Raw genomic sequence first — 12249 nt, 5'->3', positions numbered from 1 at the left:
CCACAGCTCATCCGAGACGATCCACGGTAGCTGCTCGCCCTTCCTCACCCCGATGATCAACCGAGAGCGATCACCAGTATTCCTAGATCATTTTGCTAGGGCTTCTAAGTCAAGTGCCTGCCCACGGCTACGACTCACGCTGAACCGCGCGACTTTGATGGAGGCCGAACCCGGGGCGCTTCACGCTGTCTGGCGCTGCCCCTAGCTGGTCCTGCAGTTCACCAACTTCTACGAGAGAAAGACTTGATGACCCTTTAAGAGATCCATAGTGTCTCCCGCATGCCGATCACTCAGGACCTCCACAGAGCCCATGGCGCCCGCCCCACCGACCCAGATCCCCGGGCTGTTTTGGGTCAACCAAGTCAGACCTCGGTGAAGGTCGTCTCCTACGGGGGCGGCGTGCAATCAACAGCGATGCTCGTGCTGGCGGCCCGTAGAGACATCGACTTTCGGACCTTCCTCTTCGCCAACGTGGGCGACGACAGTGAACACCCGGCGACGCTCGCCTACGTTCGTAAGGTGGCCATTCCATACGCGGTTCGAGCGGGACTGGAAGTCCAGGAGCTCAGGCGGCGCCGACGCGACGGTACCACCGAGACGCTCATGCAGCGCATGAACCGGCCAGCCACGCGATCGATTCCCATCCCAGTGCGTATGGCGAACGGGGCTCCGGGCCGACGTAACTGCACGGCGGACTTCAAGATAAGCGTGATCGGGCGGTGGCTCCGAGAGCACGGAGCCACCGCGGAGCATCCGGGTGCGGTGGGTATCGGCATATCGCTCGACGAGATCCACCGTGCCAACCGGCGCCGACGAGAGCTCTACGAGCTCATTGAGTATCCCCTCCTCGATCTTGGACTGCGCAGGAGCGACTGCGAGCACATCATCACGGAAGCTGGCCTGCCAGTGCCGCCAAAGAGCTCCTGCTTCTTCTGTCCCTTTCGCACCGTCGACGCGTGGCGTCACCAACGCGAGCGCGAACCCAAGCTATTCGCTATCTCGGTGCAACTTGAGGAGACGATTAACGAACGCCGGGCTGCACTTGGACGGGATTCCGTGTATCTGACGAGATACGGTCGTCCACTCGCGCAGGCAATCCCTGAAGACAGCATGGCCGACAGCACCCTCGACGAGGGGGATGGGTCCTGCGACTCTGGCTGGTGCATGACCTGAATCAACGAGGACAAGGATCGGACGGGAGGCGTAAACTTAGCTTCCGTCACCGGTCCGTCGTTAGCTCTGCCAGATGCGGAACAGAGCCAACCGCCGATCGGAGCACCTTGGTCAGAGCTCGGGCTGCGACGAGATAGCTGGTACTCCGCCTTTTCGATAGCGGTAGCGGGCTACGAGGCGTCCCGATGCACCACTGTAACGAATCCTTTAGCGCGCCCGAAGGTAGCCGATGTCGACGACGGGGTGAACACTGGGACTGACACGAAGCGCTGTTTCACCAAGGGGCCTTATCTCACTCCAGATCTCGCCCTCACCATCGCCGCTATCAGCACGATCACGATAGGAAGCATCTTTGCACGAAGCCAGGCCTCCAGCACGCCCAAACAGTGCTGCAGGCTAATGCCAGCGGAGCTGGCCTATGAGAAGGGGACCTGGCCGTGCAAAGTGAATCCATCCGCAGTAGCAAGTTTTCAATCACGGGAACACGGTTCCGAGCCTCCGTGGTCCAGAGGCGAAGGAGAAGCGGTCGTCCCGGTGACTTGCCTATGGGTGCTCCTGCGATGGCATGTGACACTACGGATCTCAGGAGTCGTCTACTGCATCCTCCGGGGCCGCAGGAGGCGGCGGTGGCGGGAAAAACACTTCTAGGCAATCCCTAAGCAGAAGGACCTGCACCTCATAGCCAGATTGCATATCTTTGAGAACTCGCGTCACATGCGGAAATTCCTTTTCAGGGAAGCGTGCGCGTGTATCTGAGTCCTCGAGATCGATGAACTGAAATTGAGGCGATTTGGACACGCCTTCTTCGTACGCTATAAGGAGATTCACATCTTTGGGCGATTTATCCTCGCGGTCAAAGTCCTCGGTAATAGCCCCTGCTCGAATTTTGAATTCCACGACGCGGAGCGAATTCTCGGTTGGCCTTTCAAGGACCTCCGGCTCATCAAGCACGCGTTGCACAACCGCCCGCGCATCATACTTATCCCGTTGAGATAACCCGTACCAGCGAAACTCTGGGAACTTGCCCATTCCTGTCAGTTCAAAAAACAGCGCTATGACATCGTTCTCATCTCCTGGGACCTTTCGGATAGTAAGTTCGGGGCGCAGGAGGTCTTTCTTGGTCCAGAATGAGACCGACCGCTCCTCTTCCTCAAATGGGTCCGCCTTGCCCACAAAGCGTGCTGCGGCGTTCTGAATGACTGATCGATACGCCTCATTAACAAAACTTTTAAGTTGACCTACGAGGCGCATGTTTTTGAGATGAGTTTTTCCGTAATTAAGCTCTGCATCTACGTCGACCACGATGTCGAAACACCTGACGTATTGCTGATTACGCCCTTTAGTCAGATCAGGAGAGTGCTGAGTTACGACCCCATTTGCGCTGAATATTCGCCGGCTTCCGCCTGGAAGATAGCGTTCGAGATGAGGTATCCGCCCAATCGTTAGACGAACGAAATTGATCCTTGGGAAAAGGTTTCTCCTGAACGACTCGATCTCGTCAGGAAGCTTGCCGCGAGCGTTGGTTAGAAGTTGCTCCAGATCACTCTCACTGCGATATTCTATAACATTGAACCCATTTTGAACCTTGAAGAGATCAGCACCTCCAGCCCCGAGCTTCTGAGCATAGGGAGCTGGCTTGGGGGGCTTCGCCCAAGCAACGGTCTCTCCCATCCCTAGATATCCGACTGGCACCTGAAAAGTAAACTCATGCTTGTCGTCGAAGAGCTCAGCCAGTACGTTGCCCACGGCCACCTGGGGATCTTGACACACTATTGTTAGAGTGACCGTCGTGTCCTTGAGAGCATCCGGAACCTCTGTCATGGCGAGGTAAGAAAATCTCTTCAAGTCGCAGGCGAGAAGAGCGGCAAATCTGGTTGGATAGATCCCGCTCTGCACGGCGTTCGCCAGTGTAGCGGTAAATTCCGACTTAAGCCCTCTGGGAAGCGCCTCCTCTTCTACTTGCTTAAGATAATTCGAGAGGACTCTCGACGCTCCATCGAATCGATACTTAACCTCAGTTCCAGTTCCGACTAGAGGGTCAGGATCGGGCTCGAACTGCTTCGGCACTGTAAAGCTGGGGCGTACGGCGTCTTCGGAATCGAAGCGATACGCGTCATTGATCTCGAACCTGAATGCATCCGTAGCGGTTTTCGATCGTATGCTGAAGTACTCCGAGCTAAAGAGAACAACCTTAAGGCCTACCCCAACCTGGCCAGCAAGTTTTTTGCCATCCTTTTTCCCTCCACCGAGGAAGAGAAGGCTCGGCTCATTTGGGAATCCCATTGCGTCATCCTGTATGCACACCTCCGATCTGTCTAGATCAATGGTGATATGAATGTTATGCTTTCCTTGTTGAGCTTCTCGGACTGCGTCCAGCGCATTTTGAAGAACTTCCCCTATGAAGACATACTGAGGAAGATATGCGTCGATTGTCTGCCGTAGTTGACGAACATAGTTTTCTGTCAGAGATTCCGGATTCAGGAGATTGTAAGTTTCATTCATGCTTCCTCCATTAGCCCACAAGGGCCACAAGGGCCATTCGTGGAGAATATCGCAGTTTGCCAGATCATGGTAGGGCAGATACCTGGGAGTGTCATACATGGCACCACCTATGCACGGTTTAGGCCATTTTAGGCTACTTTCATAGACAGGCGGCCGATATGTCTACAGAGAACCTATTTTCAGCCTCATGCGGCCTGGGTGACGCGATGGTTCCGAAGGACGACGGTGGCTTTGCACAAGTGGCCGGCCTTGACGGGCCGCCGCAGAGCTTCTGGAGGATCTTCCAGCTCTTCAGTTGGGACGTTCGCGGGTTCACCGGGTCCGCGGAGCTTTGCGCTGGGCGCGGTTGGCCCGTTTCTGGGACTCGGGCTTGTCCTTGCCCTTTGTGCGGGGTGAGAATCGGCTCCCTTGTGTGCCTTTGTCGGCCAGGGGTGACCATGCCCGCCTACTCCAAGGCGCCCATGTTGCCCCAGATGCGGGCAGCTCTGAGATCATGGGCTTTGCCGGGCAGAGCTCCGGAGGTCCACAGGGTGGTGCCGTCCCGGGGTGGCGATAACCCGGATCTTCATGCCGTGTAGCCGGTGCTTGCCGAGAGTAGTAGGGGCGGTCGGCGGCATCCAGTCTCGGCATAGGTCTCGCCTTTGCGTAGGTAGACCGGCACTAGCAGGGCCTGCTGGCGGGTTGAGCCGCCATCAGAACGACCGCATCGTCTTGCGGTGGTACCAGATCGCCCCGGCGACGTAGTTTAGGGTTTGATGGGACAAATCGACGGCGGCACGATAGATCAGCACCTGAAGCTCCTTGTGGCACGGCGTGGATTGTGATGATCAACCCGTCTACCAGGAGTTCCCTCACGTCACCTTGCCGAAGACCGGCATCGCGATCATGCTGTGACCAGGGCACTCACCGTGCAGCTTAAAAAGGTTCACTGTTTCACTTACCTGCATCAGCATATTTCCCTCTATAGCGCAGCGGTTGATCCCGCCGGCCCGCCGGCAGGCGCTGCAAGCGACCGAAGTCATGCTCGAACGGTGGTACATCAGACATTATGGTTAACCATAAACCCACTCGCAAGCCGACCTATAAGTCAAGACGCTCAAGGTCGAATAGGACTCTGAGATTTCGTGGACAACACATCGGCGACTTGCCAGAATGGCCGGATGCACGCCGAGTGGATCTGGAGGCCGTGGTGAATGTCGTGTCTGTGATTAACTACAAGGGCGGAGTAGGCAAAACCACCCTGACTGCTAACTTGGGGGCGGAACTAGCATATAGAGGACACAAGGTCCTACTCATCGACCTGGACCCCCAAGCAAGTCTCACGTTCTCATTCGTCAAGCCAGACTATTGGCAGCGAGAACTTGCACCCGAGCGCACCATTAAGGGATGGTACGACTCTTTCCGCTCGGGAACTCCGCTGAGCTTGTCGTCGTTAACGCTTGCACCAGCCACTGTGACCGCGCGCCTGTCGGGCATACGGCGAGCAGGGCAACTGAGGATTATACCGTCTCATCTCGGTCTGATCAACGTCGATCTAGAACTGGCGACTGAACTTGGTGGAGCTACGCTCAATCAATCAAAGCTGAATTATCTCAAGGTGTACAGACGACTGGCAGAAGGTCTGGCGGAGCCAGAGTTCGAAGACTATGACGTCATTCTTATTGACTGTCCACCAAACTTCAACGTCGTCACCAAAACCGCGATAGTAGCGAGCAGCCACGTACTAATCCCAGCTAAGGCTGATTATCTGTCCACGATGGGGATAGATTACTTGCAGCGCAGCCTGCGGGAGCTCGTTAGCGACTATAACGAGTACGCGCTGTTGGATACCGGCAAAGGCACCACCACCGAGATCGGCCCCTCGATTCTCGGCGTTGTATTCACGATGATTCAGATCTATGGCGGCCAGCCAATTGCCGCACAGCGACCATTCATCGATCAAACGGTACGATTGGGCGTTCCGGTATTTACGAGCTCCTTGAGGGAGAATAAGACACTGTTCGCAGATGCCCCCATAGGAGGCGTTCCCGTGGTTCTGAACCACGGTACGGGCACAGCTCAGCGCATCGTTTCGGAACTCGAAGCGTTTGTTAGCGAATTCACTCAGCGCCTACATGTGTGAGCGTCCGCATGAACGATGAAAATGCACGCGCCTCAATCATTCTTCAGCAGGTTGTGAGATTGCTGAAGGGCCTATCCCCGGACGATCTTGATGACTTGATAGCCGGTCGCGCTAGATTGGCTATTGAGCGTCGACCCCAGCGCGGTCGACCCACATCCACAAGAGGAGCCGCCATATTCGACCCAGATGAGATTCGGACCGCTCTGGCAGATATGTCAAGCAGAGAGCAGGGGCGCGCCTATCTGGACAGCCTCAGCATAAATAAGGCCGGACTCCAAAAACTGGCTGCCGCTTTTGACCTACCGGTGCCGCGTGCGGACAATGTGGATGCGATTAAGGACAGAATAATTGAGTCAACCATCGGCTATCGGCTTCGGTCCCAGGCTATTCGCGGCGATGACTGGCGGGAGTGAGGCATTTCCGTGATGTGCGATATCATTATTATGTAGGCGTTGCTCCAACATGAAGCCACGCGTTTATGCTCGCCCTTGTACGCTCGCGGCCATAGGCAGCTCTTGGCACTCGGGCCGGGTACCTGCGTTCCGACCTGGGCTAAGCACCAGATGACGTGGATGATCTCGTCATCGGGCCCGGGGATATGCGCGGGATGATCTTGTGCGGTTGACACTCCGCGGAGGCTATTTGCCCAGCTCAACCTACCTTGGCGGGCGGATTCGCTCCCACTCTCCTAAAGCGGGTGCCGCAGGTTCGAATCCTGCCGGGGGCACCAGGTTCGACCAGCAGCAAAGCGCCTCTGACCAGTGGAAACGCGAGTCAGGGGCTTTTTGATGTGTCCGGTGGCGTACGGCTGTGGGTGATCGCTTGCGGGTGATCGTGCCAAATACGTGCGCACGACTGACGGCATGCAACACTCTTGCTGAGCCCCTTCACCACCCACTCGCGATCATCGCCCTCTCGCTAATCCTCACGGGAGTCCGCAATGTCCGATTCCGCAAAAGTGCTTCAGAACGGCCTCTTTCGCCGCTAACCACGCAGGTCAGCGAGAGTGCTCTCGCGCACGCGGGGATGGTCCTGCTGGATCCGCTGGACGCTGGTCGTCGACAATGCAGGACGTGTATGGGAGACCCGCCATATCAAGGGCAAGCAGGCCCGACGTCTCCGATGGTGGAGCCGACAGCGGCAGGAGTACCCTCTCGCCTGGATCTATCCCAAACCTGTGACGGTGCTGGCACGCTTGAGCCCGAACTTTCGCAGGTGGCTGCGTGCGCATGAGGGCATCAGCTTGCCACGAGTCACGATCGACGAATAGCTACCGCCGCACAGAGAGTAGCGGCCAGCCATCGAAGGGCTCGCACCCTTGGCCTGTGTGGATCACCGACTCGCGGTCTTTCCCGTCGCCTGTTTATCGTCTATCGTCGATTAACGATGAACGAAGAGAAGGGACCTCTGCCGAGGGCGGAGGCCGAGGAGTACGCGAGCTGGTTCAAGGCCCTGGCCGACGCCACGCGGATCCAGATCGTGTCGCTGCTGGCCCGGCAGCGGAAGCCGATGAGCGTGGGCGAGATCGTGACAGCTTCAGGGGTGGGGCAGTCCACCGTTTCACATCACCTGAAGATCCTGGCCGAGGTGCGGTTCGTGCTGGTCGAGAAGCAGGGCACCTCCAGCCTGTACCGGATCAACGAGAACTGCGTGAGCTGCTTCCCGACCGCCGCCGACGTGGTCATGGGCAACCCCGCCCCAGGCGCGCCCACCTGTGAGTGAAGGAGCGTTGTCATGGCGAATGACGAGATCATCGATCACTACTCCGCTCTGGCCCGGGCCGCGACCGACGGCCAGGTCGTCGCCGACTGCGGGCCGGATGCCTTCGAGGAGGGCTGTTTCGGCGCCGCCGGCTATGACGACACCAGTGCCCTGCCCGAGGGTGCGGTGCGGGCCAGCCTGGGCTGCGGCAATCCCGTTGCGGTTGCCGATCTGTGTCCGGGCGAAACCGTGCTGGATCTCGGCTCAGGTGGCGGCATCGACGTGCTGCTGTCGGCAAGGCGGGTTGGTCCGTCCGGCAAGGCGTATGGGCTGGACGCCAGTCCGGACATGCTGGCGCTGGCTCGCCGCAACGCCGAGCAGGCGGGGGTGGGCAACGTCGAGTTCTTGCAGGGCGGCATCGAAGGGGTGCCGCTGCCGGATCGGTCGGTGGACGTGGTCATCTCCAACTGTGTGATCAACCTGTCCGACGACAAGGCGGCGGTGCTGGCGGAGGCGTTCCGGGTGTTGCGGCCGGGCGGTCGGTTCGGGGTGAGCGACGTGGTGGTCGACGGCGACGTTGACCCGGCCCGTCGCCTGGCTGCCGAGCAGCGGATCGGGTGCGTGGCCGGGGCGCTGCCGGCGAGCGAGTACCGCGAGCTGCTGGCGGCGGCCGGGTTCGCGGGCATCCGCATCACGTTGACCGCTGGCCACGGCGATGGTGTCCACTCGGCGATCGTCCAGGCCGTCAAGCCCGCGGCGGGTCCCGGGGTGGAGATCAGGCCGATGCGGGAAGACGACGCCGAGCAGGTGCTGGCCATCTACCAGGCCGGGCTGGACACCGGGCAGGCCAGCTTCGAGACCACGGCGCCGAGTTGGGAGGGCTTCACCGCGGCCAAGGTGCCGCGCCTGCGTTACGTGGCCGCTGACACCGCGACCGGTCAGGTGCTGGGCTGGGTAGCCGCTTCACAGGTGTCGGCCAGGCCGGTGTACGCGGGTGTGGTGGAGCACAGCGTGTACGTTCACCCTGGCTGCCAGGCGCGGGGCGTCGGACGGGCGCTGCTGGAGGCGTTCATCGCGGCGAGTGAGGACGCCGGAGTGTGGACGATCCAGTCCGGAATCTTCGGCGAGAACACCGCGAGCCTGGCCCTGCATCAGGCGGTCGGCTTCCGCGTGTTGGGCACGCATGAGCGCATCGGCTGCCATCACGGCGTCTGGCGGGACGTGTTGACGGTGGAGCGCCGTAGCTCACTGGTAGGCGGTGGCGGACGGTCTAGGTAGGTGTGATTACTTCGGTGAGTTCGAACAGCGCTGAGGGCCGGTATGCGCGAGAAATGCCGGTCAGAAATGACAGCGCTGCGTCAGGCGTTCGGGTGCCGATGAACGGACATGTCACCAGCTGCAAACGAGTGTGACAGCGAGGCTCAGCGAGAGGTTCACCCTGCGCCGTTAAGGTGCGAGAGGTCATCGGCGAGTGGGCCCTCCGGCATGGCCCGCCGGGAGTTGAAGAGGGCTCGTACCGCAGCTTCATCGCCTTCGATGTCGACGAGCCCAGAGGTGTCGTCGAGGGTGAGCGCACCTGCTGCCAGCCCGAGAATGATCGGGGCGTCAGCGCGCACGAAGGCATCGAGATCGCCGCCATCATGCAAGGTCACCTCTATGCCCGAGCGCGTCGCCCGCACCTGGAGCAACTGGCCGTCGACCGCGATCCCCACCGTCGATGCCTCATGTGCGGCGGCCCTGCCGGCGAGCAAGGCGCGGAGGGCGACGGTGAGCCATTCGATGTGGAAGCTGTCGCCGCCGGGTCCGCGCGCCATGAGCGGCGTGGACCAGCGGATGAGGCCCTCAACCGGCTCCCGCAGCTCGGCGCCCCATGGGGTGAGTGCGTACACGATGGCGTTGCCCTCCTCGGCGAGTCGCCGCTCGACCACTGCGGCGCTCTCCAGGTCGCGAAGACGGTCGGTGAGCAGGTTCGTGGCCACGCCGCCGAGCCCCTCGAGCAGATCGCGGTAGCGGGCGGGAGCGATGAGGAGCTGGCGGACGATGAGCAGATTCCACCGGTCGCCCACGACATCGAGCGCCCGGGCGAGACCGCAGTACTGGCCATAGCTCCGACTCATGGCAAGCACTTTACATTCTCAAGTCCGCCTGACAATATCCAGCACAGCGCCGGCAGGGGTGTGGTCACCCCGTCCGGGCCATGGGACGGCCACCGCCACCAGCACTCACGCCACAGGAATGAAACGATGACCGACACCCCATCCTCCAGGCGGGGCCCAGACCCTGACGCCCAGGAAGGCGCCGGCACGGTCCCGGCTGCGACGCACAGCGGCCCCTCCGACACCATGACCCAGGCGCGTACGGCATTGCGGGACGTTGTTCCCAGCCTCGTCGAACTTGTGCGGGGCATCCCGGACGCCAACGCCGATTCGGTCGGTGCCTGGACGGTGGGCGATGTCGCGGCTCACCTGGCTCATGTCTTTCGCTTCGACACCGACGCCGTCGCCGGAAGGCCGGTCCCGCAGGCCACGGTGACGGCGGCGGGAATGGCCGAGGCCAACGCGACGATGCTGGCCCAGGACGGCGAACGGGACCCAGCCGTACTCGCAGATCGCATCGGCACGCTGGCAAACGAGTTCGACGACGTCGCGTCGCGTTCGCGAGCGGCCACCGTTGATTGGCTGCAAGGTGCCCGCCTGTCGCCTTCGGCGGTGGCGTGTCACCTGCTCGAGGAATGTTTGATTCATGGCCATGACATCGCCGCGGCCACTGGGCGCTCGTGGCCGATACAGCGTCACCACGCCCTGCTCGCGGTCGAGGGCGGCGTGCTTCCGCTCATTGCGGCTCTACCGCCCACGGCCTTGTTGAGCCGGGAGAAGGCTCGATCCTTCCGAGCCCGCTTCGACTGCGCCTGCGTGGAGGCGGGCGCACGTTGATGGTCTTCGACCGCGGTTCGTTGACACTCGACGCGGGGAGCGCACGCGACGTTGACGCCCACCTGTCTGCCGACCCCGCGGCTCTCATGCTGCTGTTCATCGGCCGGCAAGGAATAGGGAAGCCGCTTGTCGAGGGAAAGCTCGTCGCCTGGGGCCGTCGGCCGTGGAAACTCGCCCGCATGCTCACTGTCATCAGCCCGCCGTAGCCCGTTCGCCGCACTGCCGACCAGGAATATCGGTCATGTCGGCTCCGGGGCACGCCCCCACCATCGGGGCCAACTTGGAACGAACGATCCAAGATAGGAGGAAGTGGTGTGCCTGTTTCGGCAGCGCGGCGCGGATACCGCCGGCATCGCCGAGGTGATGCAGGCGACCGGGCTGAGCCGCTCCAGCCTGTACGCGACGTTCGGCGGCAAGCAACGATTGCACGTGGCCGCTCTGCGACGTTACCTGGAGCGGCGCTCACGGCCGGTGTTCGACGCCCTGGCCGCCGACGGCCGCGGCCTGCCCGCCATCACCGGCTTCTTCGAGCAGTTGGTGGCTGCCCGCTGCACCGGTGCAGCATGCCCGCTGGGGGTTGCCTGGTCATACCGCGAGTGTGGAGAACGGGTGCGAGTACTGCGTGGCCGCGCACTTCACGCTTGCGCTCAAGGCGCGGGTGCCCGCTGAGGTGGTGGAAAACCTGTGCACGGGCAAACCGCTGCAGGAGCCGGACTGGAGGCGGTACGCCGGTTGACCCAGCTCATCGTCGCCCAGCGAGGCTGGGTGGACGACGCCGGGATCGAGACGTTCCTGGCAGCCGGCTACACCCGCCGCCAGGTGCTCGACGTCGTCCTGGGGTGGGGATGAAGACGCTGTCGAACTACACCAACCACATTGCCCACACCCCGCTCGGCGGCACGCGAAGTGGTGACCACGGTGGCCGATCTCCGATCGGCTCGCACCAGGCGCTCCGTACGGGAGTTCGTGAGTACCAGAACGATCCGCCCGTACGCTACGCCGAGACCCGACTAGCCCGCGCGCGCTCGGAGACCGCCATCGCCGTGTAGCCGTGGGGGCTCCGCATCGGGCGCCCGCCATCGCCGATGCGGGCCATCAGAGCCGGATGGCCCTTAGGGGTGTTTTGCGAGGGTTTGAGGCGTTGATACACGTGTTTCGGTTGGGATTTCGGTAGCCGGGTTCACGATCGGCGCCGGGGCGTTGTATCGACTGCTATCGCGAACGTAACGAACCCAGGTGGAATCATTGTGCTGGTCGAGGAGGCAGCGCGTGCTGAACGAGTTGAGGAAGTCGCAGGCTGGTCGGGCGGCATTACGTCCCAGGCTGGTGGCGGCCGGCTGGGATTATCTGGTGATCGTCGCCTGGCTGGCCCTGCTGGCCGTGGTGTTCGTCCCGCTGTACCTCGCGGGAGTACGGCCGTTCGATGGGCTCGGCATGGTGAGCATTGATCTGCTGATCACTGTGCTGAGCGTGCTGCCTGTCGGAGCGTATCTGACCATCGGCGAGGCAGGACGGCACCAGGCCACGTGGGGCAAGCGACGAGCAGGGCTTGTTGTGGCCACTACGAGGGGGAAGCGGCCCGGTGCGGTACGGATCGTAGTACGCAATGTCGTGAAGTTGCTCCCGTGGCAGTGCGCTCATATGGCCGTGTCTCGGCTGGCAGGCGGCCACGAAGTAATCATCGCCATGCCCCTTCTGGTTGCCGCGTACGCTTTGGCCGGGATCTCGATCGCGCTGCTGCTGGTGCGCCGCGACAGGGCCGCTTTGCACGACGTGGTGGTGGCCACTCGAGTCGTACCGTCACAGTAGCCCTCCGCG

Annotated in this window: 12 protein-coding genes and 1 pseudogene; 9 read left to right on the top strand and 4 right to left on the bottom strand. The window is 61.3% G+C overall.

The genetic code is table 11. From position 1 onward, the window contains the following. The first annotated feature begins 372 nt into the window (after positions 1–372). Positions 373–1173 (top strand): phosphoadenosine phosphosulfate reductase, encoded by an 801-nt coding sequence (locus ACWEPL_RS04195; protein ID WP_452435157.1) that lies wholly within the window; start codon positions 373–375, stop codon positions 1171–1173. A gap of 582 nt (positions 1174–1755) precedes the next feature. Here ACWEPL_RS04195 and ACWEPL_RS04190 read toward each other — a convergent pair. From ACWEPL_RS04190 to ACWEPL_RS04180, 3 genes and pseudogenes are all read right to left on the bottom strand, one after another. Then, positions 1756–3675, bottom strand: coding sequence for a hypothetical protein (locus ACWEPL_RS04190; protein WP_452435156.1), 1920 nt, complete (start codon positions 3673–3675; stop codon positions 1756–1758). A gap of 185 nt (positions 3676–3860) precedes the next feature. Further along, positions 3861–4466 (bottom strand): annotated as a pseudogene (locus ACWEPL_RS04185) (transposase family protein). Between the two features lie 60 nt (positions 4467–4526). Then, positions 4527–4697, bottom strand: coding sequence for a hypothetical protein (locus tag ACWEPL_RS04180; protein WP_452435155.1), 171 nt, complete (start codon positions 4695–4697; stop codon positions 4527–4529). Positions 4698–4846: 149 nt separating this feature from the next. Between ACWEPL_RS04180 and ACWEPL_RS04175 the strand changes: the two genes are divergently transcribed. The 3 genes from ACWEPL_RS04175 (at position 4847) to ACWEPL_RS04165 (ending at position 8776) form a co-directional block, all read left to right on the top strand. After that, positions 4847–5797, top strand: a complete 951-nt coding sequence (locus tag ACWEPL_RS04175; RefSeq protein ID WP_452435154.1) for a ParA family protein — start codon at positions 4847–4849, stop codon at positions 5795–5797. A 1386-nt stretch (positions 5798–7183) separates the two neighbouring features. Beyond that, positions 7184–7519 (top strand): ArsR/SmtB family transcription factor, encoded by a 336-nt coding sequence (locus ACWEPL_RS04170; RefSeq protein WP_363970509.1) that lies wholly within the window; start codon positions 7184–7186, stop codon positions 7517–7519. A 12-nt stretch (positions 7520–7531) separates the two neighbouring features. Continuing rightward, positions 7532–8776 carry a GNAT family N-acetyltransferase gene (locus ACWEPL_RS04165; protein ID WP_452435153.1) on the top strand — a complete coding sequence of 415 codons (1245 nt, stop codon included), beginning with the start codon at positions 7532–7534 and terminating at the stop codon, positions 8774–8776. 155 nt (positions 8777–8931) lie between these two features. Here the strand turns inward: ACWEPL_RS04165 and ACWEPL_RS04160 are convergent, their stop codons facing one another. Then, positions 8932–9615, bottom strand: coding sequence for a winged helix-turn-helix transcriptional regulator (locus ACWEPL_RS04160; protein WP_452435152.1), 684 nt, complete (start codon positions 9613–9615; stop codon positions 8932–8934). A 126-nt stretch (positions 9616–9741) separates the two neighbouring features. On the opposite strand from ACWEPL_RS04160, the gene ACWEPL_RS04155 reads away from it, so the two are divergent. The 5 genes from ACWEPL_RS04155 to ACWEPL_RS04135 all read left to right on the top strand — a co-directional run bounded on the left by ACWEPL_RS04155 (position 9742) and on the right by ACWEPL_RS04135 (position 12240). Next, a complete protein-coding gene (locus tag ACWEPL_RS04155; protein WP_452435151.1) occupies positions 9742–10431 on the top strand; it encodes a maleylpyruvate isomerase N-terminal domain-containing protein in 690 nt (229 codons plus the stop codon). A 312-nt stretch (positions 10432–10743) separates the two neighbouring features. Then, positions 10744–11100, top strand: a complete 357-nt coding sequence (locus tag ACWEPL_RS04150; protein ID WP_452435150.1) for a TetR/AcrR family transcriptional regulator — start codon at positions 10744–10746, stop codon at positions 11098–11100. A 15-nt stretch (positions 11101–11115) separates the two neighbouring features. Then, complete coding sequence (locus ACWEPL_RS04145) at positions 11116–11280, top strand: hypothetical protein (RefSeq protein ID WP_452435149.1); 165 nt, start codon at positions 11116–11118, stop codon at positions 11278–11280. Continuing rightward, positions 11277–11480, top strand: a complete 204-nt coding sequence (locus tag ACWEPL_RS04140) for a hypothetical protein (RefSeq protein WP_452435148.1) — start codon at positions 11277–11279, stop codon at positions 11478–11480. Before ACWEPL_RS04145 ends, ACWEPL_RS04140 begins: the two co-directional genes overlap by 4 nt. Before the next feature lie 220 nt (positions 11481–11700). Next, the gene (locus ACWEPL_RS04135) at positions 11701–12240 is read left to right on the top strand and encodes an RDD family protein (RefSeq protein WP_452435147.1); all 540 of its coding nucleotides are present in this window, start codon (positions 11701–11703) and stop codon (positions 12238–12240) included. Positions 12241–12249: the final 9 nt, after the last annotated feature.

The organism is Nonomuraea sp. NPDC004186, from assembly GCF_053603495.1.
The sequence above is the reverse complement of the archived record's forward strand: the minus strand, read 5'-3'. Positions and strand labels throughout refer to the sequence as shown.